The organism is Gammaproteobacteria bacterium, assembly GCA_029881255.1.
Taxonomy (GTDB): Bacteria; Pseudomonadota; Gammaproteobacteria; order S012-40; family S012-40; genus JAOUMY01.
In genome coordinates, this window is record JAOUMY010000005.1 from 16,784 (window position 1) to 41,194 (window position 24,411).

Consider the following 24,411-nt stretch of genomic DNA (forward strand, 5'->3'; position numbering starts at 1 on the left):
TACTAACGATTTTTTGCTGTGGCATTTCACACAGTGTCAAACCTTGGACACGAACCGTAGCAATGGATAGCAGGGTCGAAAGTAAATACTGTCGCCGCATGCTTGGACAGTTTTTTTTGCAGGAGATTTTAGCAGACATCTTTTGCTGTCCAGCTGACCGAACGCTTGAGCAGAATCAGTGACTGAGCGTAGAAAAAAAACCGGGGCTATAGTACTGCCCCGGTGTTATACATGAGAAAAGAGAAATTGTTGGCTGAAAAAAGTGATCGTCAAAACATTCGAGAATCAGGGAATGAAATCAAACGCGATTAAAAGTACACACAAAAAGAGCAGACCGAAAACAGGATGTTGTATACGCGCATGAAATGGAGACATAATGCTTCACCTTTTCTTCGTACCCGTCCCTTCGGGTGGAAATACACCGCGCGTTCGAACCATGAAATCCTTGCCGGTGTCCTGTGACATGGATCTACCTTACCCCAGTTACCCTCCAAAGGGTATCCCAAATGTGTAAACATCTGTGTCCTGTCTACCCGTATACTGGAAATGATTTGGCTTTTCTGTTAGATGATAGTTGCGTAGAATTTACATTCATCTATCACATTGATTTTTTATAATGAAACTGTCGCTCAAAACATTTTTACTTTTGTTTATTGTTTTTAAGCAAAGCTACGCTGCAACTTGCACTGTAGACGACATCACCTCGATACCGGACATACGTCTAGAACTCGCGGTAAATGGCACGGAAGACCCGGTCGCAATAGCCCATGCCGGTGATCAAAGCAAACGTTTGTTTGTTGTCGAACAAGACGGTCGGGTGCGCGTAGTGAAAGACAACAAACTCGTCGACAAACCATTTCTCGACATCACCGACAAAGTAAAATCCGGTGGTGAAAAAGGCCTGCTAGGTATCGCCTTTCATCCCCAGTTTCGTAGCAATGGAAAATTCTATGTTAACTACACGAGAGAAGTAGATCACCTGGAGACGGTTGTTTCGGAATTTCGCGCCGATAAAAACAACATCGTTAATCCCAAAAGCGAACGCATACTTCTACAGTTTTCTCAACCGTGGGGAAATCATAACGGTGGACAGTTAGCCTTTGGGCCGGACGGTATGCTTTACATCGGCGTGGGTGACGGCGGATCCGCCAACGATCCTGACAATAATGGACAACAAAAAGAAACCTTATTAGGCGCAATTTTACGCATTGATGTTAACCACACCCCCTACGGCATTCCCAAAGACAACCCGTTTGTGAATACGCCCAAGGCGCGTCCCGAGATATGGGCGTACGGCTTGCGCAATCCCTGGCGATTTTCCTTTGACCGCGAAACAGGGCAGTTATATGCCGCCGATGTGGGTCAGGATGAGGTGGAGGAAATCAATATTATCGAGAAAGGCGGTAACTATGGCTGGCGCATTATGGAAGGTGATATTTGTACGCCGGGAGTCGCGACCAACTGTGATAAAACAGGATTGAAACTACCTTTCTATCACTATCGACACAATATCGGCAGGTCCATAACGGGCGGCTATGTGTATCGCGGTGTTCGCAGTCCTTCCTTATGCGGTACCTATCTCTATGGCGACTTCGTTAACCAGGCATTGTGGGGGTTGCGTTACCACCAGGGTAAAGTGGTTGCGCACAAAACTCTGTTTGAGGCGCGTTCACTTTGGCGTTTGCCCCTGGACTATTTCGATGACAACGGTTTGCTCATCAGCACCTTCGGTGAAGACGAAGACGGCGAGGTCTATGTGGCCGCTTATCAAAGCGGACGTATTTATCGCATAGTGGCCAAATAATACAGCGGTATTACTGCTGATAAACCCAGCGTATCAATTCATCCTGCAAGGCTTCTGCTTTTTTTGTGTGCGCCTGTTTATCGTTGTGCAACATGACGACGACGTATCGCTTTCCGCTTCTAGCATAGACATAGCCGGCCATGGTTTGAACAAAGTCGAGCAGCCCCGTTTTGATATGCGCGCGTCCAATTAAAGGTTCACCATGAAAACGATGGGCCATAGTACCGTCATAACCGCTGACCGGTAGCGACGCCATAAACTCCGGCATATAGGCTTGATGATAAATGTATACGAGCATTTGCCCGAGCATGACAGCACTGGTACGCGTATCACGCGACAAACCGGCACCGTTATCCAGTTGCAATACGCTGTCATCCACGCCGGTTTCCTGCACCCAGGATCGAACGGCTTTTAGACCTTTATCTGTTGTACCCGGCGCCTGATATCGCGCAGCTCCCATCGTCAACAACACTTGTCGAGTCATTACATTATTACTGAATTTGTTTATCAGGCGGATCGCTTCCGCGAGTGATATCGATGATTCCTGTATCGCGGAAGTGGCGGAACTGGGAACGCGAGCGGGCTGAATACGTCCTCCAACACTGCCGCCTAGCTGTTGCCAGATCGGCAAGAAGTAATGACTGAAGTGATCCGCCGTTTCCACCACACGACGATACAGGGTACGTCTCTCGCATTCTCTTGCATAGCGTCCATCGAAAGTTACAACGACATCATCGCCTTTGTTATCTACGGATAGCGTTAAACGCTTTTGCCAGTTCCCGCAACTTCCATTGACCAGTTTGACCTTGTTCACCAGACGCAACCGCGGCGAGGCCGGGAAAGTAACGATGTTCACCTGATCCTGCTCAACCCCAAAATGAAATTCCGTTGCCTGAAATCCTACCAGTACAGCATTCGGCCCCACGTGGTAGGTGCGAAAAGGCTGATCATCGAACGCGCCATAATCCACCTTGTCCGGACGAAAATAGCTGTCATCGAAATACACATTGCCTTTGATGTCATGTATGCCAAACATGGAAAGTCTGTTGAGGAGTAACCAGAAGCGCTCTGGCGTCAGATAAGGATCGCCATTGCCGACGAAATACACGTCACCGTTTAATGTCCCTCTATTCAGGTCGCCGGTATACAAGACGTCGGTAGACCAGCGATAACCAACGCCGAGGGTTCCCAATGAGGCGGCGGTAGTCACCAGCTTGATTACGGATGCGGGATTAAACGGTTTGTGTGCCTGAAACGACACTAACGGTTTATTTGCGCCGACTTCCTGAACGAAAAGTCCTATGCCGTCGAGTTCAAATCCTTTGTCCGCAATCGTCTGTGCAAGAATTGGAGGTAAATCTGCAGCGGCATGGGCGCATAGGGAAAACAACAAACACAAAACGACACGCACATTGAAACGAATATGTCGTGTCGTCAGCATTAACGCCCCTATTTCTTTGCCTTGGGTTCTACGGAATGACAACGCATGCAATTCAATGTCGGTGAAAACGCGATCTTGCCGTGACAAAGACCGCAATACTTACCGTTTAGGATATCTGCCATCTGAATTTTGGCTGCGCCTTTTTTCTGTTCGAACACCGCGGGATGACAGTTCTTACACGCCAGCCATTCAGTGTGGACTTTATGAGAGAACAAGACATTAGGCATTGCCTGTGTATTGGTAAACAACAGATCGAGATCAAAAGGTTTTAGTTCTGGCCCGGTTCCCATCAAGTCTGAACGTGGTGCAATCATGCCACTACGCAAGGCCTGCACCCAGTTAGTCAAACCGGCGTCATCACGCGGAAACTCAGCCAATGCCTCGTCCGGTGGCTGCAAACCATACATAGCAGTAATATTTGTCGGGTCGTGGATACCGTCTTCGGCGATGGGAATGGCTTTACCCGTTAATTGAAAATGCGTTCCCTTGTTCCAGAACTCACCTTCAAATTTACCTGGCTCTTCGGCCTGAACTGCCGAGCCAATAAATCCTGCCAGTAAAACCCAAAAAACCAATTGAATAAACGTGTAATACATATTTTCCAACTTTTTCTATAGTGTAGTCTAACGCCAAGGCATCCTATTATACCGCGTGGAAGAGAAAATTTGACCCAAGCTCTGAGGATAGCAAGCACTATTCGGACCTGAATATCTTCAATCGAGGGGCTGTATAAAAACTGAATGACGAACATACACTTAAACTTGGACGAATGACTGCCGCAATAGTAATCTTGGAAAATCTGCCTCGGACGAATAAGCATTAATGTCTCTTTCAAATAGTTTTCTTCGTGAATCCCGCGCCTTGTTAGTACTTGCTACGCCTATCGTTATCAGTCAACTGGCGCAAATGGGTATGAGCTTCACCGATACCGTAATGTCTGGGCGACATGCAGAAAGCAGTCTGGCCGGCGTGGCGATAGGCTCCAGTGTATGGATTCCCTGTTTTCTGTTTCTTACCGGTGTACTCATGGCGGTAACGCCGTTCGTCGCACAGGCCTGGGGAGCACAGCAACACAAGGACATCAGAGTGACTGTCCAGCAAGGCATGTGGTTAGCACTCGCACTCGGTATCGCGATGATGCTGGTGATGCAGAGCCTGGGAATTATCTTCGACTACATGGAAATGGAACCCGTCGCGTACGAACAGGCGCGGGGTTATAGTTATGCGGTTTCTTTCGGACTGCCCGCAATGGCCTTGTTCGTGGTATTGCGCAGCTTGAACGAAGGCACACACTTCACCCGCCCCTACATGTACGTCAGCATAGGGGCCGTGCTGTTGAACATTCCGCTGAACTATATTTTCGTCTACGGAAAATTAGGACTACCCGAAATGGGTGGCGTGGGCTGCGGTTGGGCGACGGCACTGGTGTTATACCTGGAATTTTTCGCCCTGTTGTTTGTCACCCGACGCCAGAAAGAATTGAATACCCTGGGCTGGTTCACCAACTGGCAAAAACCCGAGCTATCGCGGATTATGGAGCTACTGCGTCTCGGCATTCCCATTGGCATCGGCTTACTCATCGAATCCAGTATGTTTTCACTCATCGCCTTGTTTCTCGCCAAGCTGGGAAGCACAGCAGTCGCCGGGCATCAGGTGGCGATGTCTTTCGTTTCATTGATGTTCATGGTGCCGCTGAGTCTTGCCATGGGACTGACAATACGCTGTGGCTATTTTGTCGGTCGAGGTGAACCAGACAAAGCGCGCTATGCGGCATTTCTGGGTATGGGACTGACACTTTGCTGCGCCTGTATTTTTTCGTCGTCGATGTTGCTGTTTCCGCAATACATTGCCTCGCTCTATAGTAATGATGTCGCCGTGCAGGCACTCGCCGTAAAGCTGTTGTTCTTTGGCGCGATTTTTCAATTCTCAGATGCCATACAAGTGAGCGCTGCCGGAGTATTACGCGGTTACAAGGACACGCGTTTCACTTTTGTCACTATGCTTTTGGCCTACTGGGGAATAGGTTTACCTTTAGGTTATATGCTGGGCGTTACTGAGATATTTGGCAGTGCGCTTGGCGCGCAAGGGTTTTGGGTGGGACTAATCGCCGGACTGGGTTTCGCTTCGGTTTTTCTTGCCGCGCGCGTGCATATGATCAGCAAGAAGGCAGTAAAAACAGCACCCGTCTTTGCTTAACGGGTGCTGTTTCGCGTTTACCACATATATTTTTTCAGCGTCGCCTTATCATCCGCGCTTGGCATATGGTTTAAATCATGAACGATGCCGGCCAGTTCACGCGCTGCTTCCGGTACAGCGCTATCGCCCTTGATCTTCGCCAGTTTGGCTTTATCTTCACCACTTGCCTTGTGTTGCAGATTTAGAATGGCAGTGGCGATATCGCGTTCGTATTGAGGAGCGTTGGCGTTATTGACGATGTCTTGCAACTTCGGCCGGTCCGCATCACCAGGATAATGATTCAGATAGTTCAAAATTGTCGCCATAGTCTTTATTGATGCGCTGGGTTGACCACTTGCGACACTGAGTTGTGAAACAGCAAGCATCGCCAGCATCAATAATAACGCTGTAATTCCCTTATTCATATTGTCACCTTTCAATTATTTCCGTTAAAAAGTACTTCACCCTGATGCACGCAAATCATTTGTCAAATACATGAATTTGTCAAACATTATGCTTGATCAGGCCTGTATTCGAAAACCGACACCTTGGTGCCCTGTCCCGACACAGTTTCTTTATACGCTTCAGGCAAGGGTATTATTTCCGTGTAGCGACAAACATCACATTCGGCAGACACTATCTCATGAAGAAAATTTTGATCGAGATTGGGGGCATTCAGACAGAGCACCAACAAACCGCCTGGCGCCATAAACTCGGGCAGGCGCCGAATGATTTTCTGATAGTCTTTTCCGATATTGACACTACCGACTTGAAATGCAGGCGGGTCGCAGATTAACAAATCATACGGCCCATGCTTGCGCAACCGTGACCATGAACGAAATATATCCACGCCTTCAAACACGACATGCGCTGTGTCCTGATTATTCAAGCGATGGTTCTCCCTGCCACGTTGCAGTACGCTCTTGTTGTTATCAAAATTCACAACCTTGCGCGCGCCACCTGCCAGTGCCGCAACTGAAAACGCACAGGTATAAGCGAACAGATTCAATACGCGTTTATCGGCGGCCTGTTCTCTCACCCAACGTCGCCCATTGCGCATATCCAGAAACAAACCGTAATTTTGCAGACGGCCAAGTTGGATATAGAACTTCAGTCCATCTTCGGTAACCACAATCTCTGTCAGCGCCTCTCCCAGCAAAACTTCGGTTGGCGATTTTTCCTGGTATCGATGCTGAACTTGTACCGAACGACAACCGTCAATGCGCGACATCAACGTATCCGCCAGTTCCGCAAGCCATTTAGTGTCTACTGGTTCGTACAACATGATCAATGCGACAGGCGGCAACCAATCTATATTGACATGTTGGTAGCCGGGATATGCCTTACCGCGACCATGAAACAGGCGCCGACATTCCGCTTGCGGAACATTTTTTGGTGGAACGAAAGCGATGTCATTTATCACTTTTGGAAACTACCCTCTTGCCAGCCTTGCGTTACATGTCACTAAAAATAGTATGGTATGAATCTTATCACTATTGTCCACGCGTCCAAAAAGTAACAAACCTTGTACTCAATCGTCTAAAGGACTAACGTAGGTTTGATACAGCGACTATTCGTTACAAGGAAGCCATCATGAAACCACAACTGATTAGCTTCGATCTCTGTCCGTTCGTGCAACGTTCGGTGATCACCTTACTGGAAAAGCATGTGGAGTTTGATATTACTTACATCGATCTCGCCAAGCCACCACAATGGTTTCTCGATATCTCACCCTTTGGCAAAGTGCCAGCGTTACGGGTAGGGGATAAAACCGTGTTCGAATCGGCAGTGATAAACGAATATCTCGACGACACCACGCCGCCATCTATGCATCCCGTCGACCCATTGCAACGTGCCATCAATAAATCGTGGATAGAGTTTGCCTCTGAACTACTGGCGCAACAATATCTCTATAGCGTCGCCAATACGGAAGACGAATTTGACACTCACTTACACCAACAGATAAGCCTCTTATCTCGCCTGGAGAAACACTTCGGCGACGGGCCGTTCTTTAACGGCGACGCCTTTTGTTTGATTGAAGCGGCGTACGCCCCATTCTTTACCCGCGCAAAACTATTAGTCGACATATTCGACAATACGTTTATGGATGAGACACCGAAGCTATCCCTCTGGGCTGACAAACTGGTGAAGCGTGAGTCCGTGATGAATTCGGTTAATGCCGATTTTCGGCAAAAGTACATCGCTTATCTTCAAAATGTCGGTGGCTACGCCTCATCCCAGATGGCGAAATCGGTGATGATATAGAACCCGTCCATGCGCGATAGGCTACACGCAAGTCATCGACAACGCTTCCCTCACGGGAGACGCATGCTACAATTTGCTCAGTGTTTACAGAGCTGAGAGCCACCCATGAACCAGGAAGCCTATATATTTGAAGTCACAGAAAAAACATTCCCTTCTGCCGTTCTGCAAAACTCCGAGCAACTTCCCGTATTCGTGTTGTTTCAGGGCGTGTGGTCAGAGCCCTGTTTTGTTGAGGCCGAACTCTTAAGTCAGCTGGCCAATGAATTCGCGGGCAGATTTGTGTTTGCCAAGGTCGATATCGACGAACAAGCCGAGCTGCGCAAACAGTACCGCATCGAAAACGTTCCGACCTTAATTATTTTTCAAGACGGTGAAGAATCCCGACGCGAAGAAGGGCAGATGCAAGAGGCCGAGGCTCGCGCGGTGCTCGGTACCTATGGGATTAAACACGAATCCGACGACTTGCGCGAAGAGGCGCGTAAAAAACATCTTAGCGGCGATACAGCGGGCGCAATTGTGTTGTTAACTCAAGCCATACAGAAACACCCATCGAACACACGCGTTGCCATGGACATGGTGCAGATCTTTATCGATATCGGTGACATAAACAGCGCACAGGGACTTTACGGCAAACTGCCACAGCGCGACAAAGAAAGCGACATGGGCAAGGCGCTCAATGGTCAGCTTAGTTTTCTTGAGCTTGCATCTAAAACCGAGGGTCTTGACGTTTTACAACAGCGCATCATCTCTGAACCCAAAAATCATGAGGCCCGATTTGATCTGTCGGTCTGTCAGGTCGCCGCGCATCAATACAAATCCGCAATGGACAATCTCTTCGAGATACAGCAAAGCGATCCTGCGTTCCGCAATGGCGCAGCCCGTGAAATGATCATTACATTGATACGCATGTTGACGCCGTCAGATCCGCGACTCGCGCAGGAATACCAGCGGCGGCTGAGTAATCTATTGGCGAATTGATACCTTGCGCCACGTTGTTTGGCCGTGAAAAGATTCATTGAAAAATGTGCAGATACAAAAAAGGGGTAGATGATACTTCTACCCCTTTTTCTATGCTTTCAAACGTTCAGCGCCAGGGCTGAAAACGTCTTACTTGATAACTGATAACAACTTTGGATTAGTGACCAGTTTACGCACGCCGTGCGCGTGGTCTTCTTCGAATTCATTGTTTTCACACCACCGACCCAAGCTGTTGATGTCGAGTTTGGCGCATTGTGGACGAACGCTCCAGGTAACCTGAAGCGGAGAACAGGCGGCTTCAGTGTACTTAGGTCCAGTCGTTGAACCGAGGAACTCTACAGGTGTACCAGTACCAGTAGGCAAACTCTTCGCCTGATGTCGGCCGTTTGCCATGTTGCCGTCGTAGGCAAGATCGTTGAAGTTCAATGCACCCGAGTCATTAACCAGTGTAAACACCTGAGTCTCTACACGCAGATCAGGATTGGCGCACTTGTCGCTCAAGCATGAACCCAGACCTTTGCCCGGAATGATTTGGCAAGAGGTGTGAACCCAGTGAACTTCAATAGTGTCGCCTGGCTTCAGACCTTTACAGATTTCTTTTGAAGGCGCTTTCATTTCCGCAGCAGACAAATTCTCGCTCATGCCGCACATGTAACCACCGCCGTGACCGTGATCGCCTTCACCCGCATAAATAGCGAAATCTCTTGATTTATGCTCGGCATTATTGTGGAAGTGGATATTACACAGATTCATATCCTGATACTTAGATGCAATAGGAAACAACTGCGTATTTGTTCCATTTTTGCTATCGATATCGCGAGGTGTTTGAGGACCAAAACCTTCACAGGCCGGACCTTCAGCTACCTGATTATGGCCACCTGCTGCAAATACATTTGTCGTGCTCAAACCAAAAGCGAGCACTATCAGAAGCAGACATACTTTCTCTAACTTCAAAAACAATTGACATTCTCCTTTCGGCGAGGGAAGAACAAAGCCGGTAGAGGACGAGCCCCGTACCGGCTTTGTTACGCGATGCAATGCTGAATTACATTTCAGAAAGCAGGCTAGGATTCACAACGAGGTTTCTTACGCCATGCGCATGATCTTCGTTAAAGGTATTACCCTTACACCATTTACCAACAGACTCCGCGTTAACTTTGGCAACTTTAGGACGTACGCTCCAGGTAACCTGGAAAGGTGAGCCCGTTTCGTTGTAACCAGGACCCGTGGTTGATCCAGCATACTGTACTGGCTTACCTGTATTTGTAGGAATGTTCAGGGGCTGGTGAAGGCCGTTCTTCACGCCATGCTTGGCCAACTCGCCAAAATCCGCCGCATTCTTGTCGTTAACCAATACGTAGACTTGAGTTTCTACACGCAGTTGAGGATTCTTGATCGCTTCGCTCAAGCAAGCACCCAGGGTTGGGCCAGGCTGAATTTGCGCAGAAGAATGTACATAGTGAACCTCTATGGTATCTCCTGGAGCCAGACCACCGTGTTCACTTGGGCAGATATCGCTGCCAGTAGGCTGCAGCTCGGCTGCGCTCAATTTACCGGAGTACTTGTAGCCACTGCCAAATCCGTGACCGTCGCCATTTCCTGCATAGGTAGTAAACTCGCCACCTTTGTGCTCGGCATTTCTGTGAAAGTGAATGTTACACAGATTCATCGCTGTGGAAGCAGGTGCCGCGTTAAACATGCGATCATTCGCGCCTTTCCTGGCATCAATGTCACGAGGAGACTGTGGACCAAAACCTTTTCCATCCGTATTTTTTGCCAGCGAGCTACGTTGATCATTGATCATGCTATCAGCAACGGCACCGTGAGAACCGTGAGAATCGTGACTCATCGCTGCAAAGCCATTCGTGGCGAACAGACCCAGTGCGGCTACTGCCAGGGCTTGTTTAGTACTCCCAAATTTCATTTTTTCTATCTCCCATAAGTTCGAAGTTGTTTATTTGCGCCTCTTGAGGCACGCAATAGGCTAATCAGCCTTTTGATTCTTCGCTAATCAAAGCGCAAAATATTGCCTCGTTTTTTGGGTAAGATCAATAAAAATATACTAGGTATAAATACAGAATATATAAGAATATTATTAATTAGCATTCTACAGCCAGGCTATTTACGGACTCCACAAAAATCCGTATTTCACTATCGTCTTCCAACATCGCATTGTTTTCATTGATGGATAAATGCAGACAACTTCCTGGTAGCCGCACGAGCGTTGAGTGAATCGCTATCGCCAGTATCGCCTGACCCGAATAGCCACTGAATATATCTCTTGCTGTGGCGGACCGAATAAGTCAATTATTCGTCACCCACTAAATATACCCGCTTTTTTCTTGATCAATTTGCTGTGAAATAGTCGCTTATTTTGAATACTACCGAAGCTAAACCCCGCGATTAGCCCGTTTAATCTTGCCGACAAGCATACCGATACAAAAAAGACATTCCATATTCTGCGTCTATAGACAACACGGTTATTGAGACAACTTACAAAGTGAATATAACGGCAATCAAAAGCACGAAAAACACCCGTGGACCGACTGAAAATTCTGGCGCTGAAAAAATGTCCGCGCTGGATCGCGCGAGCATGACTTCCCTGTTAATCAAACAGACCAATGCACTCTATGCGGGTCTTCCGAGTGCCATTGCCGCTAATGTATTGAATGCCCTGTTGCTGACATTTATCTTGCGCGACCAAATTTCGATTTCAATATTATTTCCCTGGCTTTGTTCAATCACCATGGTGAATTTGATTCGTTTGAACTCAGGTAACACATATAAGCGAAATCGTCCCACGTCAATTACCGCGGCAAAAACACAGTTACATCGTTTTTATTTCTGGCTCGTTGTTTCGGCAGCCCATTGGGGATTGGCATCATTCATTTTATTTGCCGAATACAGTCAGGTACATCAGGTCTTTCTGGCATTTGTACTTGGTGGCCTGGCAGCAGGCGCCATCACCACGTTGTCTCATAGACTGGTAGCCATCAATGCCTATCTAAGTATCACCATGTTTCCACTGGTTGTTCACCACTTCATACATGGTGATGAAATCCAGCTATCGATGGGAACGCTGTTACTTCTGTTTACATTTATCATGTTTGTTTCCGCACGGCGCATGAATCATCAGCTCGATCAGACAGAATTTCTTCGTATCGAAAACAAAGACATTATTGATCAAAGTGAACGGCGCTATCAGACACTATTACAAAGCGCAACCGACGTTTATATATTACACGATGAAGATGGTCGCCTACTGGACGTCAACCAGGAAGCGTGTGACACGCTTGGCTACACACGGGAAGAATTACTACAACTCAAAGTTGCCGATATCGAAGTCGGCGTAGGCAAGGACTTTCTAGGCGATCATTGGTCAAAACTGGCATCTGACGGACGCATTCGTTTCGAAGGTATGCACAAGAGAAAAGACGGCAGCGTTTTTCCTGTTGATGTAAGTCTGAGCCGCATCACCATGAATGGGCAAAACTTGTTACTTGCTTTTATTCGTGACATCACGCAGCAGAAGGCAAATGAAGAAGCCTTGCGTCAAAACGCGCAAAGAATGTCCTTGCACGTTATGCGTACACCTCTCGCCGTCATCGAATGGGATAGAAACTTTCAAGTCACAAAATGGAACCCGGCAGCGGAGACTATATTTGGCTATAGCGCTGATGAGGCCATCGGAAAGAATGCGACTGAACTTATCGTAACAGAAGAGTGGAAACCCCATATCAAACTCAGTTGGAAGCAAATACTCGAACAAAAAGAAAGCGACAGCAGTACCAACGAAAATCTCACCAAGAGTGGAAAACTGATACTGTGTAAATGGTATAACACCCCTCTCATCGACGAAACCGGTCGCGTCATCGGTGTAGCATCATTAGCCCAAGATATTACGGAACAGGTGCAAGCAGAAGTGGCGCTTTACGAAGCGAAAGAAGAAGCCGTAACGGCAAACCGGGCCAAATCCGAATTTCTGTCACGCATGAGTCACGAATTACGCACGCCGTTGAATGCCATTCTGGGTTTTGGTCAACTATTGACTATGGACGAGCAAGACGAGCAAAAAAGAGAAAATCTAACTGAAATCCTAAAAGCTGGTGAACATTTGTTAACGCTGATTAACGAGGTCTTGGATCTGGCGCGTATAGACGCCGGAAAAATCGGCATCAAACTGGAACAGGAATCACTGTATCCCATCGTCGTTGAATCGATCAATCTCATATCACGTCCGGCGCAAGAACGGAAAATTACGATTACAAACGAGATCACCAATGAACATGACTATCGTATTCACGTTGACCGCGTGCGCTTCAAACAGGTGTTGATCAACTTGCTGTCTAATGCCGTGAAATACAATCGGGAAGGCGGCAATATAGATCTCTCCTGTTATGAGGAGGATGGTTTACTTAGAATCAACGTCACCGATACCGGAGAAGGACTCACCTTGATACAGCAAGAGGTTTTATTCAATCCATTCGACCGACTCAAATCTCATCATCACATCGAAGGCGCAGGTATCGGGTTATCAATCACCCGACAACTACTGGAATTGATGGGCGGCACGATTGGCGTTGACAGCGAACCCGGCAAAGGCAGTACCTTTTGGGTCAAAATTCGATTAGCCGATGCAAACACGAATTGAAATATAGCAGTGAAAAAAAGAAGGGGCTTGTCCAACCAGGCATAAAACCCGGCCGATACAAGCCCACAAATGTTGCTAGTCAGGAAATCTTTCGTTTAGAACAACCAGGGTCCGGCGTTTTTTTGCGACTCTAGCTGTTGCGCGGCCAGTTTGGACTCCTCTAATGCCTCTTTAGCCAGAGAAGTAGCCTTGCCGTAATTGCCATCACCCGCTTCTTTTTTCGCGGCATCTATCATATCGCCAGTATCACGCCACGCGCCACCGGCTGAATTGACAGACTTGTATGCAGACTCGGCTTCGGCAATTGCTGCCTCATACTCAGTTGAGGAACCACCACCGGTAGTTGCACACGCAAAAAGAACTGTACTTGCGGCCCCGATTAATACCATAGTCAATTTTTTCATGTCTATCCTTTTCCCCAGGCGAGTGAATATAGAAAAGAATTTACGGGATATCTGGACTAATTGAACAGCGAAATAATTTGCTGGTTACGATCACTTTTTTCTCACAAAGTAAACGTCAGACCGTCTACCAATATCCCTGGAAGGCGCATGCTACTATTGGAACGATGTTCGTAAGTCGCCGGATCAAGCATGTGTTCGCTGTCGCTGGTGATGGCGATTAGCTTATCCCCGAGCAAGTCAAGCACACTTTCATCAAAACGCATCACATTTAATGGAGAAACTGGCTCGCCGTTTTCCACCCACATGCAGGCGAAACGTGTCATACCGGTTATCCGACAATGATTGCGGTCGGAATAGTTTCCGTACCAAAGATTACTGATATAAACGCCGGTTCCCAGTTGCGATAAAACATCTTTTGAGCTGAGCGTACCCGTTTCCATAACCAGTGAACAAGGGTGTTCAATATCGCAATTGACTTCGACAGCATATTCCCTCGCGCTACGCGGATTGGCCAGACAGTCCTGATAGACGCCCTCGCGTATCAAACTCACCTGCGCGGGTTTCTTGAATCCCTGACGGGTAAACAGCGGCGCAAATCCCTGATCGTGTCGTTCAGTCAGACTCACCCTGGAATCCAGACGAACATTGTCGCGCGTCATTCTTATCAGTGGCGTTTGTTGCGTGCGGTGGCTTTTTAAACCAAAACCACCCCAGTTCAACAAACCCATAATTTCGTGTAAGGCCGCAGGCGCCAGAAAGGCGCGGTATTGACCTGGTGATATCGTCTTTGCTGGGCGTTCTAACAAAGGCAACGTCTGGCGCGCGAATTCCAGTTTGTGTTTCAGCGTATCCCTGTCCCATTGCGCACCGGCGTAGTTTTGTTTGACGGCCTTGTCGCCTTGTGAATACACACTCCAGTCCAGATTGACATTGCGATCGCTATACCAGTTGCGTTGTCCAAGGGAGTTGGCAAAACCAAAGAACAATGTTCCACTGGCCAGTATGCCAACGAGGTCCAGCCCTGTCGCCAGCTCAACAATCGACGATGTCATTTCACCGCTAGCCGGTAATTCCTGGTCGCTGCTATAGCTACTGTTATGGATGTCTTGCGCATAATGTATATAGGGGTCTTGCGGCAACAAGGGCAGTTGCTCTCGCATCGAATCGAGCATTACACCCGCTTGCGCAAGATCTTGCGCAAACTCGCCACACAGATTAAAAGCCACGCGTGTCTCGCGCCCGCTGTCGACGAGATCCATGTGTATTTGCTGCTGTAGAACCTGACCCGCCTGACGTATCCGCGCTTTGTTAAATCGCACAAAATCCGATTGCTCGGATTCATAATTCAACAACAGAACCTCACTCCCCCTGAGCCGCGCAAAAATCTGCTGACTGAGTTCCGAAAAATAGTTTTCCTGCTTAGTCTTATCAGGCGCCACCAAAGACCTCCACATCGCTAAAGACACAAGCGGGGGATGCATGACCCACGTGTATCATTTGATTCGGCTCACCTTTACCGCAGTTTGGCGTTCCCCAGACTTCGAATGTACTTTGATCACCCACGGCGGCAAGATTACGCCAGAAATTTGCAGAGATTCCACGGTAGTTGGGATTACGCACGATTTCGCCGACGACGCCATCTTTAATCACTCGGCCCAGTTCGCAACCGAATTGAAACTTGTTACGACTGTCATCAATAGACCAGGATTTATTGGTATCCATTAACACGCCGTTTTCTATACCGGCAATCAATTCAGCGAACGTTTTGTCACCCGCCTCCACATTGAGATTGGCCATGCGATCAATGGCCGGACGATTCCAGTCACAGGCGCGCGCATTGGCAACCCCGGTGAGTGAAGCGCGTGCCTGCGACAAGGCGCTGCCAAGTGGACGAAGTAATTTTCCCTTCTGGATGAGAAAGTGCTTTTCAGAAGGTGTGCCATCGTCATCAAAACCTATCGTCGCCAGCTCCTCGGCAATTCCCGCATTGGAACTCACATTGAGTAGTTCTGAACCGTATTGATATTGGCCAAACATCTCGCGCGTCACAAAACTCGTGCCCGCATAGTTGCGTTCATCACCGAGTATGCGATCGAGCTCCAACGGGTGGCCGATGCTTTCGTGTATTTGCAGCATCATTTGATTCGGCATTAACAGCAGTGAAAGTTTTCCCGCTGGACACTCCGGCGCATCGACCAGGGCTATCGCCTCCTCCGCGGTGCGTCGCGCGCCCGTGGGAAAATCAAACGCGCTGAGTTGCTCAAGACCTCCCTGTCGCGCCGAACCCCAACCACCGCCGCTGCGTATCTGAGTCTGAGCACCTTTATTTGCGACGGCATCATAGCCCGGCATGACGTAATGAAACACCTGCTCGATGTTTACTTCATCACTGGTGATGAGATGCATATGGGTTTGACGATGCGACAGATGCGCCTGCCAGTCGACGATGCTTTCATGAATATTCAATTCGGCGTTGATATCACTCAGCCAGCCGATTTTATCTTTTAAGCCAACGGAATCCCACGCCTGCGTCACCGGCGTTTCATATTTTCCGGATCGACTCGGACGAGGAATTACCGTGGTATCGAATAACATCTTGCCAGCCGTGTGCTGACACCAGTATTGCGCCTGTCTGATCGCATGTAACAGACCTTCCCGCGTCAACTCACTACTGGCCGCGTAGCCCACGCCACCATGGTCTATCATCGTCAGGTGCAGGCCGGTGCTACGATGCAGTCGTGGCGGCTGTACGATATTCTCGCGCACGTTCAGGGTTTCTGTAACATCATCGACAATACGCAACGACCAGAAGTCACATTTTGGCGCCAGTGATTTAAACATATCCAGTATCGACTTCATGATGTCTCCGCAGACGGTTGTCCCAGGGGCCGGAAAAAAACCAATAACAAAGGTAATAGCAGAAAATTGGCCAGCAATGCCACGATCATGGCCACCCCTGTCAACATGCCAAAATAAATGGTCGGTACAAAACTGGACAAGACCAGAATGGAAAAGCCCAGCGTGATGGTCACCGAAGTATAGTACATCGCTCTACCAATACTGCTGTGGCAACGCCGTATGCTTGCCCAATAGTTTCGGTCTTTGGGAAACTCTTCCATAAAACGATGAACATAATGAATGGTATCGTCCACACCGATACCGATGGTAATCGCCGCAATCGTAATCGTCATAATATCCAGCGGTATTCCTAACCAGCCCATCAAGCCGAGCACAAAGACCGCAGCAAAGATATTCGGAATAATAGCCAATACCGAAATCCTGATCGAACGGAACAAGACCATGAACATCAGCATAATGGCGAGAAAGACTACGCCCAAAGTCAAAATCTGTGACCGAAACAAACTCTGTAATAGATTGTTGTACAACACCGTCATGCCACTAAGCTTAATCTGGTCGTCGCTCAAGCCGAATTTACTCTTCAGATCACTGTGAATCTTTTGCAACAGCTCGTGGCGCTGCAAGGTTTTATCCGAATCAAATAAACGAATATCGAAGCGTATCTGGTTGCCGTCCTCGGTCATATACGGCGTAATCAAGGCCTGCCTGACATTGTCTGGCAATCGCTTGTATAAAACAGCGAGACTGACATTATCCAGTTCCTTGTCATTATTCAGCTGACGCAACAATTTTGCTGTCGTGGCGATCGACAAGACCTTGCCGGTTTCAGGCAGGCCCTCGAGATAATCATGAATCTGTTCCACCAGCCCCAGCCGAAACATATTGAACCAGAAACTCGCGCCGGTAATGCCGATATTGTCATCGAGCATATTTTCTGAACGCAGATATTCCAGTTCCTCGAAAAATTCCTTCGTCGGATTCAACACTACGTCGAGTGGCGCGGAACCTCCCAGATGCTGATCGATGGTGAGTATGCCCTGATATATTTCGGTCGATGATTTGAAGTAATCGATAAAGCGATTATCGACGCGCAGTTTGCTGATGCCCACGATACCGGCAACGGCGACGACTACCGCAATCGTCGTCACCAGCAGCGCGCGTTTTTCAATTAGACGTGCGGCATAAGCCGTCACGCGCGCGGTGATATTGAGTCGAGCCGAAGGCTGACCGGCACGCACGAATTGCAAGGCACTGGGAAAAATCAAAAACGTCAACACAAAGGCCAGCCCAACACCAAACACCATCATCCAGCCAAAATCCATGACCGGACGTATCCCGCTGACGACTAGCGAACCAAAGGCAACCATCGTCGTGATCGCGGTATAAAACGCAGGAGATGCCTTGCTGCGCATGGTCTCCCATACTCTTTGCCTGTGATCACCCTGCGGATCAAGACTGTGCAGTTCGCGATAACGCACCACCAGATGCACGGTCAGCGACAACGTGATTATCAACATCAATGAAATAAAATTTGATGACACCACGGTCACCCGCCATTCCATCAGGCCGAGAAAACCGACGATGCCTATACCGCTGGCGACGCAAATCAACATCGGTATCAGCACCCAACGGGGCTTTCCAAAAAATACCAGCAATAGCAAAATCAGAAATCCCAGCACCGCCGCACCGAAAGTCTTAATGTCGTGGGCGATGTAGTCGATCATGTCTGATGTGACGAGGGTGACGCCACCTAAATGAATCTGCGCATTGCTGCGATAGGGTTCGAGTATGGCGCGTATCTGCGCGAGGTCCAACTGCTCCTGCAACTGCACTCGATCATTGACGCGACGAAACTCACGATTGAGGCGTGCGAGTTCGTGTTTTTCCTCCGCGTTGAGTGGTGTATGCAAAGATTTTTCACGCATGCCATCCCGTTGCTGACGCAGATCGAGATATTCTTCATCGCGTTTGAAAAACACCTGCATCGCCGTGGCCTTGCCATCGCGACTGACGATGAGGTCGCGATACAAAGGGCTATGTGTAAATTCCTGTCGCGCCAGATCGCGATCGGTACGTGCGCTTTCCAGCGTGGGAACTTCTCCCTGCAGATCGGCAGAAGATACCGCCGGACTATTGATCAAGGGTACGTTAAGCAGATTGGTAACTGATTCGACGCGCTCATGCGCTTGCAGTTCGTCTGTTAAACGACGTATCTGTGCCAGCGTTTCATCCGCAAACAAATCACGCTTGGGCGTATAGGTAATAATCAGGTAGTCGCCGGCACCATAGCGTGCCTGTAATGCGCGATAAAAAAGTAAATCCTGATCGCCTTCCAGCACTAACGATTCAGCACTCGCATCCAGATGAAAACGTGGAATGAAAAATGCGAGGCTAACAAGCAGAATCAGCGGCAGACTCAATCCCAACAGGGGTTGATCGATTACCAGCTTCTTATATAGGGATTTCAACACCAGACACTATCTCAATGCGTGTAGGCCCGATTCTACGTGAATCCTGCGAGGGGTGCGATTTGAAATTGGAAACTTGCGTGATACGCATGTGAATATTTGCGCCGATACTGTGTCTATATAGGCTGTAACGAGAGGACATCGTCGATATGAAAAACCCACTAACTTTTATGCTTATCATAGGCTTGTCAATTTTTGCCGCCAACGCGCAGGCGGCGACAGCGGTCTTCGCCGGTGGTTGCTTTTGGTGTATGGAATCGGATTTTGAAAAAGTCGATGGCGTTAGCGACGTTATCTCCGGCTTTACCGGCGGCACAATCCCTAATCCTACTTATAACGGCAACCACCAGGGCCACTATGAAGCGGTAAAAGTGACTTACGACCCGAACAAAGTCTCGTATCAACAATTACTGGACTACTACTGGGTCCACATCGATCCCTTCGATGATCGCGGCCAATTCTGCGACAAAGGACACAGTTATCTCAGCGCCGTATTCGTCGCCAATGCCGAGGAAAGAAAACTGGCCGAGGCGTCAAAACAAAAAGTCGCTGCCCGCTTTCCCGATCAACGCGTCGTCACGCCCATACTGGACGCCTCGACGTTTTACCCTATCAAGGGCGAAGAAAGTTATCACCAGGATTACTACAAAAACAACTCTGTACGCTACAACTATTATCGTTGGGCTTGTGGACGTGATCAGCGTCTGGAACAGATCTGGGGCGCAAAAAAATCTCATTAAAACGGTATATGCGCGCGCATGGATGCGCCTTATCGCCTAGCGTAACGCTCCAGCGCCGTCACTCTATCCACCGGCAGGCGCGGTAATTTTCCGCCATAAATCTGCTCCTGCAAAAATGCCATTTCAGCGTCTAATTCACTTTCCGGAATCTCGCAATACCAGGCCTTGCGCATATCGTTTTCACCGGTAGACCAACGATAGCCGCGTGATTTGAGTTTGTCTTTTTTCTCGAAAGGCGCGCGCTCCGCCCATAGACGCGCCATCACTGTGGCCGAATTATCGAGCAGTCGTTTGAGCACCGGTTCACCGGAGGCCGGGAGACGTTGCGCCAGTATTTCGATTCCCGCATAACAGTCCACGGTAGCGCGATGTCCCTCGTAGAAAAATCCGTATTTAAAACCGAGGTACTCCAGCTTAACGCCTTCCATACCCTCTTCGTTCCAGTTGATGTCATTGATCGAACAGGCCCAGGCAATTTTTTTAAAACCCTCAGATTGCCCTTCGACAAAAGGACGATCGAATCCCGCATTGTGGGCGATCACCAGATTGGCGGTGGCCAACATGTCTTCAACCGCCTGCCAGTCTATCGCCTGGCCTTTGACCATTTCATCGGTGATATGGGTGATCTGGGTAATATGCGGCGGAATCGGAAAACCCGGATCCTGCAAGGCGTTCAGCGCAGGCAATACGCGGTAGATTCGCCCCTCGGCATCATACTCAAAAGGCACCATCGCGATTTCAATAATCTTCTCTTTTTTCGCGTCAAAGCCCGTGGTTTCGGTATCGAGATAGATGGCGATTTTTTTCTCGCCCTCGCCGCTATGGTAACTTTCCACCGGATTCAGGCGACGCAATACCCGGTATTCCCCACCTGCCTCAAGCGCATCAATCATCGCCTGCGGCGTCGGTGCTTTCGTGTCTTCGGCACTAAAACCGATTTCCAGCTGTTCCATTAAACTGCCCTTCCGGTAAACCGCGCTTCTAGTATTTGCCCGGCATTATACAACGAGTACCGGGAAACCCCTATTTGTGACTTTTGCGTGAGATTTGCGTGATACCTATGCCGCAACTACCTCGTAGGATGTGTTTCAACGATTTGACGACAGCTCAAATCGCTGTAACGAAGCCCAGGCACTTACGTCTATGCCTGGAAGCAAGGGAGACCACCTTGCATGAATGACGACTCAGTAACAGGAGAATGATTGTGGCTAAAACAGTTAAAACTACAGGTGTCGCTATTGCTGCAGCAGCGGCGGGTTTAATCATGGCTGGTTGCGCCAGTTCCGGCGGATCCATGGGCAATATGGCCATGAGTGGCGATGTACATTGCGCGGGTGTTAATGGCTGCAAAGGCAAGACCTCTTGCAAGAGCGCCAAAAACGACTGTAAAGGCAAAAACAGCTGTAAAGGCCAGGGTTGGTTGAGCATGAGCAAGAGCGACTGCGACGCCAAGGGCGGCGAAGTGATTTAAACGCGGTGGGCTGAGGAGGACTTGCCGGGCGTAAATCAACCGGCATCCTCCTCGCATTTTGCACATGACAACATCACAACGCTATCCCACTCTCGGTTTCGGACTGGGTCTACGCACGGACCATTACCAGCAGGTACTGGATACCCTTCCGTCGGTCGACTGGTTCGAGATCATTAGCGAGAATTATCTGGTGCCTGGGGGCAAGCCTCTGCACTTTCTCGATCGTATACGCGCCGATTACCCGATGGTAATGCACGGCGTTTCGATGTCGATCGGTGGCAGCGAGCCACTCAATCTCGACTATCTCAAACAACTCAAGCAACTCGCCCAGCGGATTGACGCCGGATGGATTTCAGATCATTTGTGCTGGACGGGTTTTGGTCGCCACAACGCCCATGACTTGCTACCACTGCCCTATTCAGAAGAGGCGTTGAATTACGTCTCTCAACGCATCCAACAGGTACAGGACATACTGGGCCGACGCATACTGATAGAAAATGTCTCCAGCTATGTCGAGTTTAACGATTCGCAAATGAGTGAATGGGATTTCGTGGTGCAAGTCGCTGAACGTAGCGACTGTTTACTACTCGTTGACGTAAACAATATCTATGTCAGCGCGCGCAATCACCAGTTCGACGCGCGCGAATATATCGATGCGATTCCAACACATCGTGTACAACAGATTCACCTCGCCGGACATACCGATTGCGGGACGCATATTATCGATACCCATGATGAACCGGTGTGTGACGATGTATGGCAGCTCTATGCCTATGCCATCAAACGCTTCGGCGAAGTGTCGACCATGATTGAAAGAGACGATAACATCCCGCCGTTAGAAACACTGCTTGATGAGCTAGATGAGGCGCGCAGATTGGCTGAAGAAACATTAGCCGAATCTACGGCAAAAGAGCTTAGCGCATGAGTACGCTCACCGAACTGCAAAGACAGTTTTACCAAGGTGTCGTCAATCTCGATGCTAAAGCGGAATCCATTATTGTCGACGGCGGTGCACTCGATGCCAGGCAACGCATGTTTATCTACGCCGAGGCCTATCGGCTACGTCTGATCGAGGCCTTGGACGACACTTATCCCGCTGTGCATACCTTGATGGGCGATGAAGACTTTGAACAGGTGTGCAGCAGCTATATCGACGCCCATCCTTCAACGCATTTTTCGATACGCTATTTTGGCAATCATTTCAGCCAATTTCTGGCGCACAATTTCAACTTGTCGCACCGCGAACTCTTGAGTGAAATGGCCTATTTTGAATGGCAGCTTCGCGATGTCTTCGATGCGCAAAACGACGAGGCGCTTACGCTGGCGCACTTGGGTAACGTTGCAGCGGAGGACTGGCCTGAGCTATGTTTTCAAACACGCGCGGCCGTGCGTATGCTTAGCCTGCACTGGAATGTACCGATTTTGTGGAAGGCCGCTGAGCAAGAAGCTGAACCACAAATACCGCACAGGGAAGACAAGGCGCTCAATTGGTTGATCTGGCGTCCCGAATTGGAAACCCTTTTTCGCTCGCTTTCCGTTACGGAAGCGCGCGCGCTATCGGCTCTGCGCGAAGGCCAGAATTTTGCAGGTATATGTGAGGCGATTGGTGGTGAGGAATCTACTGCTGCGCAAACCGCAGCGATGTATCTGCAGCAATGGATAAACAGTGGTCTTTTGGCCGCGCCTGTGTAGTCACCGATTGCGGAACAACAATTTCGTTACTTCAGGAAACGCCTGACCGGAAAACTTTGTACACTCCTGCTTGCAACTCCTTCGTGATTACTTTTCCCTACTTTCACCGCCACACCACTCAAGCCGAGCGTTTTTCCACCTGCGCTTGTATGCAAGCACAGGTGATCTAATAAACACTAACAGCACGCCCCACTCGCGCAATCATCCCCCGCATCCGCTGTTCCAGTACTGCAGTCAAACAAACCATAATGCACCGATGTATCACCCTCCACACGAAAGTGATCGCGGAAACGCGTGTCCTGCAACATCATCGCGGTATTGGAACAAACCAACATTGGTCTACCCTTTTCAAAACGGTGATGATCATCGAGTTCAAAAAATATTGGATGGTTTTCCATAGTGCCTTTATACCAGGCCACTTGACCATAGTCTTCGCAACGGTCTTCCAGAGGTAATTTGAATGCACGTACGGTAATTGAATAAAAACGCGCGCCGGCAACTTTTTCCGCGATCTCGGGATTGGTGATCTGGATTTCCGATTGTTTGATCTGACGAAAATCGCTACAACCTAAATTCGCTACCAAACGACGAAAGTCTTCGATATACATTGCACCGCCCAAACACTCACCGAGCAATACCTGGTCTTCGCGACAAGCCTGGGGCAAACGGCGATCGCAGAACACATCGGAAAAATACAATTCCCCACCCGGCTTTAACACGCGGAATATTTCTTTAAACACCTGCTCTTTTTCAGGCGAGAGATTGACCACACAATTCGATACCACCAGATCGACAGATTCACTGGCGATGTCGGCGGCTTCCAGATCCTCGATATAACCTTTTACGAAAGAGACATTGCTTCGGTCGTAGCCAAAACGTTGCATCTGCGTATCGGTGTGGCGGCGTGCGACTTCCAACTGCTCGTCGGTCATATCGATACCCATCACCTGGCCGTCTTGGCCGACCAATTGTGATAACAAAAAGACATCACGCCCGGTGCCACAACCCAGATCGAGCACGGTGAGCCCTTGCAAACATTCCGGGATAGGCGCGCCGCAGCCATAGAAGCGTTCGAGAATTTCCTTATCGATGTTGCGTATCAAGGTCGTGAGATGCCTGGGCATGGTATCCACGGCGCAGCACGCGGATGTCTGTAAATCGTTCTTGGTTTTCAGAACCTTGCCATAGTAGTCCTGGACTTTTTCGAGATGATTCATAAATAACCCTTCACACAATGGATACACGATTAGCGACAAAAACTGGCGCTCATGGTTTGAAATTCATGTGGTTTAAAGACGTAAACTAAGCGGCAATGTTACATGCCGAATGGGAGACTTTAAATAGCTCAGCCTATCCCTCGAATAAGAAACGCACCGGTCAAAACGCCGTGTTTACCGGTCTTAGACAGGGCTCTACACCCGCGGGCGAACAACGAAACACCGGTGTTGCAGCGATACCTGAAT

General features: G+C 48.9%; 21 protein-coding genes. 9 read left to right on the plus strand and 12 right to left on the minus strand.

The features are described 5' to 3' along the window. Nucleotides 1-616 precede the first annotated feature (616 nt). Nucleotides 617-1,804 (plus strand): PQQ-dependent sugar dehydrogenase, encoded by a 1,188-nt coding sequence (locus OEZ43_11155; protein ID MDH5546144.1) that lies wholly within the window; start codon nt 617-619, stop codon nt 1,802-1,804. Nucleotides 1,805-1,814: 10 nt separating this feature from the next. Here the strand turns inward: OEZ43_11155 and dacB are convergent, their stop codons facing one another. Then, nucleotides 1,815-3,245: a D-alanyl-D-alanine carboxypeptidase/D-alanyl-D-alanine-endopeptidase gene (dacB, locus tag OEZ43_11160; protein ID MDH5546145.1), complete on the minus strand. Its 1,431-nt coding sequence runs from the start codon at nt 3,243-3,245 to the stop codon at nt 1,815-1,817. A gap of 8 nt (nt 3,246-3,253) precedes the next feature. Further along, complete coding sequence (locus OEZ43_11165) at nt 3,254-3,841, minus strand: cytochrome c3 family protein (GenBank protein ID MDH5546146.1); 588 nt, start codon at nt 3,839-3,841, stop codon at nt 3,254-3,256. A gap of 226 nt (nt 3,842-4,067) precedes the next feature. On the opposite strand from OEZ43_11165, the gene OEZ43_11170 reads away from it, so the two are divergent. Next, on the plus strand, nt 4,068-5,441 hold the full coding sequence (locus OEZ43_11170) for an MATE family efflux transporter (GenBank protein ID MDH5546147.1): 1,374 nt from the start codon (nt 4,068-4,070) through the stop codon (nt 5,439-5,441). 17 nt (nt 5,442-5,458) lie between these two features. Here OEZ43_11170 and OEZ43_11175 read toward each other — a convergent pair whose 3' ends face one another. Continuing rightward, nucleotides 5,459-5,845: a hypothetical protein gene (locus OEZ43_11175; GenBank protein MDH5546148.1), complete on the minus strand. Its 387-nt coding sequence runs from the start codon at nt 5,843-5,845 to the stop codon at nt 5,459-5,461. Between the two features lie 86 nt (nt 5,846-5,931). Further along, nucleotides 5,932-6,843 carry a class I SAM-dependent methyltransferase gene (locus OEZ43_11180; protein ID MDH5546149.1) on the minus strand — a complete coding sequence of 304 codons (912 nt, stop codon included), beginning with the start codon at nt 6,841-6,843 and terminating at the stop codon, nt 5,932-5,934. 170 nt (nt 6,844-7,013) lie between these two features. Here OEZ43_11180 and OEZ43_11185 point away from each other — a divergent pair, with 170 nt between their 5' ends. Both OEZ43_11185 and OEZ43_11190 read left to right on the plus strand, forming a co-directional pair. Continuing rightward, nucleotides 7,014-7,685, plus strand: a complete 672-nt coding sequence (locus tag OEZ43_11185; protein MDH5546150.1) for a glutathione S-transferase family protein — start codon at nt 7,014-7,016, stop codon at nt 7,683-7,685. A 105-nt stretch (nt 7,686-7,790) separates the two neighbouring features. After that, nucleotides 7,791-8,663: a tetratricopeptide repeat protein gene (locus OEZ43_11190; protein MDH5546151.1), complete on the plus strand. Its 873-nt coding sequence runs from the start codon at nt 7,791-7,793 to the stop codon at nt 8,661-8,663. 129 nt (nt 8,664-8,792) lie between these two features. Here OEZ43_11190 and OEZ43_11195 read toward each other — a convergent pair whose 3' ends face one another. Together OEZ43_11195 and OEZ43_11200 are read right to left on the minus strand one after the other, a co-directional pair. Further along, nucleotides 8,793-9,569 (minus strand): delta-class carbonic anhydrase, encoded by a 777-nt coding sequence (locus OEZ43_11195; GenBank protein ID MDH5546152.1) that lies wholly within the window; start codon nt 9,567-9,569, stop codon nt 8,793-8,795. Between the two features lie 139 nt (nt 9,570-9,708). After that, nucleotides 9,709-10,512, minus strand: a complete 804-nt coding sequence (locus OEZ43_11200; GenBank protein MDH5546153.1) for a delta-class carbonic anhydrase — start codon at nt 10,510-10,512, stop codon at nt 9,709-9,711. A 651-nt stretch (nt 10,513-11,163) separates the two neighbouring features. Between OEZ43_11200 and OEZ43_11205 the strand changes: the two genes are divergently transcribed. Beyond that, the gene (locus OEZ43_11205; GenBank protein MDH5546154.1) at nt 11,164-13,314 is read left to right on the plus strand and encodes a PAS domain S-box protein; all 2,151 of its coding nucleotides are present in this window, start codon (nt 11,164-11,166) and stop codon (nt 13,312-13,314) included. 95 nt (nt 13,315-13,409) lie between these two features. Here the strand turns inward: OEZ43_11205 and OEZ43_11210 are convergent, their stop codons facing one another. The 4 genes from OEZ43_11210 to OEZ43_11225 all read right to left on the minus strand — a co-directional run bounded on the left by OEZ43_11210 (nt 13,410) and on the right by OEZ43_11225 (nt 19,048). After that, complete coding sequence (locus tag OEZ43_11210; GenBank protein MDH5546155.1) at nt 13,410-13,718, minus strand: hypothetical protein; 309 nt, start codon at nt 13,716-13,718, stop codon at nt 13,410-13,412. Between the two features lie 101 nt (nt 13,719-13,819). After that, nucleotides 13,820-15,157, minus strand: a complete 1,338-nt coding sequence (locus tag OEZ43_11215; GenBank protein MDH5546156.1) for a metallopeptidase TldD-related protein — start codon at nt 15,155-15,157, stop codon at nt 13,820-13,822. Next, on the minus strand, nt 15,147-16,577 hold the full coding sequence (locus OEZ43_11220) for a TldD/PmbA family protein (GenBank protein MDH5546157.1): 1,431 nt from the start codon (nt 16,575-16,577) through the stop codon (nt 15,147-15,149). Before OEZ43_11220 ends, OEZ43_11215 begins: the two co-directional genes overlap by 11 nt. Then, complete coding sequence (locus OEZ43_11225) at nt 16,574-19,048, minus strand: MMPL family transporter (protein MDH5546158.1); 2,475 nt, start codon at nt 19,046-19,048, stop codon at nt 16,574-16,576. The genes OEZ43_11220 and OEZ43_11225 overlap by 4 nt, the downstream gene beginning before the upstream one ends. A 146-nt stretch (nt 19,049-19,194) precedes the next feature. Here OEZ43_11225 and msrA point away from each other — a divergent pair, with 146 nt between their 5' ends. Next, nucleotides 19,195-19,785, plus strand: coding sequence for a peptide-methionine (S)-S-oxide reductase MsrA (msrA, locus tag OEZ43_11230; GenBank protein ID MDH5546159.1), 591 nt, complete (start codon nt 19,195-19,197; stop codon nt 19,783-19,785). 29 nt (nt 19,786-19,814) lie between these two features. Here the strand turns inward: msrA and OEZ43_11235 are convergent, their stop codons facing one another. Next, nucleotides 19,815-20,738: a 3'-5' exonuclease gene (locus OEZ43_11235; GenBank protein MDH5546160.1), complete on the minus strand. Its 924-nt coding sequence runs from the start codon at nt 20,736-20,738 to the stop codon at nt 19,815-19,817. Nucleotides 20,739-20,983: 245 nt separating this feature from the next. On the opposite strand from OEZ43_11235, the gene OEZ43_11240 reads away from it, so the two are divergent. From OEZ43_11240 to OEZ43_11250, 3 genes are all read left to right on the plus strand, one after another. Next, complete coding sequence (locus OEZ43_11240; GenBank protein ID MDH5546161.1) at nt 20,984-21,256, plus strand: hypothetical protein; 273 nt, start codon at nt 20,984-20,986, stop codon at nt 21,254-21,256. Between the two features lie 64 nt (nt 21,257-21,320). After that, a complete protein-coding gene (locus OEZ43_11245) occupies nt 21,321-22,181 on the plus strand; it encodes a DUF692 domain-containing protein (protein MDH5546162.1) in 861 nt (286 codons plus the stop codon). Continuing rightward, nucleotides 22,178-22,948 carry a DNA-binding domain-containing protein gene (locus OEZ43_11250; protein MDH5546163.1) on the plus strand — a complete coding sequence of 257 codons (771 nt, stop codon included), beginning with the start codon at nt 22,178-22,180 and terminating at the stop codon, nt 22,946-22,948. The genes OEZ43_11245 and OEZ43_11250 overlap by 4 nt, the downstream gene beginning before the upstream one ends. Before the next feature lie 176 nt (nt 22,949-23,124). Here OEZ43_11250 and OEZ43_11255 read toward each other — a convergent pair whose 3' ends face one another. Next, nucleotides 23,125-24,165 carry a methyltransferase domain-containing protein gene (locus tag OEZ43_11255; GenBank protein ID MDH5546164.1) on the minus strand — a complete coding sequence of 347 codons (1,041 nt, stop codon included), beginning with the start codon at nt 24,163-24,165 and terminating at the stop codon, nt 23,125-23,127. Between the last annotated feature and the right edge of the window lie 246 nt (nt 24,166-24,411).

Bases quoted from the DNA above. Each gene is read 5' to 3' on its own strand.
- OEZ43_11155 (MDH5546144.1), top strand. From the start codon at position 617: ATGAAACTGTCGCTCAAAACATTTTTACTTTTGTTTATTGTTTTTAAG.
- dacB (MDH5546145.1), bottom strand. From the start codon at position 3,245: ATGCTGACGACACGACATATTCGTTTCAATGTGCGTGTCGTTTTGTGT.
- OEZ43_11165 (MDH5546146.1), bottom strand. From the start codon at position 3,841: ATGTATTACACGTTTATTCAATTGGTTTTTTGGGTTTTACTGGCAGGA.
- OEZ43_11170 (MDH5546147.1), top strand. From the start codon at position 4,068: ATGTCTCTTTCAAATAGTTTTCTTCGTGAATCCCGCGCCTTGTTAGTA.
- OEZ43_11175 (MDH5546148.1), bottom strand. From the start codon at position 5,845: ATGAATAAGGGAATTACAGCGTTATTATTGATGCTGGCGATGCTTGCT.
- OEZ43_11185 (MDH5546150.1), top strand. From the start codon at position 7,014: ATGAAACCACAACTGATTAGCTTCGATCTCTGTCCGTTCGTGCAACGT.
- OEZ43_11190 (MDH5546151.1), top strand. From the start codon at position 7,791: ATGAACCAGGAAGCCTATATATTTGAAGTCACAGAAAAAACATTCCCT.
- OEZ43_11200 (MDH5546153.1), bottom strand. From the start codon at position 10,512: ATGAGTCACGATTCTCACGGTTCTCACGGTGCCGTTGCTGATAGCATG.
- OEZ43_11210 (MDH5546155.1), bottom strand. From the start codon at position 13,718: ATGAAAAAATTGACTATGGTATTAATCGGGGCCGCAAGTACAGTTCTT.
- OEZ43_11220 (MDH5546157.1), bottom strand. From the start codon at position 16,577: ATGAAGTCGATACTGGATATGTTTAAATCACTGGCGCCAAAATGTGAC.
- msrA (MDH5546159.1), top strand. From the start codon at position 19,195: ATGAAAAACCCACTAACTTTTATGCTTATCATAGGCTTGTCAATTTTT.
- OEZ43_11235 (MDH5546160.1), bottom strand. From the start codon at position 20,738: ATGGAACAGCTGGAAATCGGTTTTAGTGCCGAAGACACGAAAGCACCG.
- OEZ43_11240 (MDH5546161.1), top strand. From the start codon at position 20,984: ATGATTGTGGCTAAAACAGTTAAAACTACAGGTGTCGCTATTGCTGCA.
- OEZ43_11245 (MDH5546162.1), top strand. From the start codon at position 21,321: ATGACAACATCACAACGCTATCCCACTCTCGGTTTCGGACTGGGTCTA.
- OEZ43_11250 (MDH5546163.1), top strand. From the start codon at position 22,178: ATGAGTACGCTCACCGAACTGCAAAGACAGTTTTACCAAGGTGTCGTC.
- OEZ43_11255 (MDH5546164.1), bottom strand. From the start codon at position 24,165: ATGAATCATCTCGAAAAAGTCCAGGACTACTATGGCAAGGTTCTGAAA.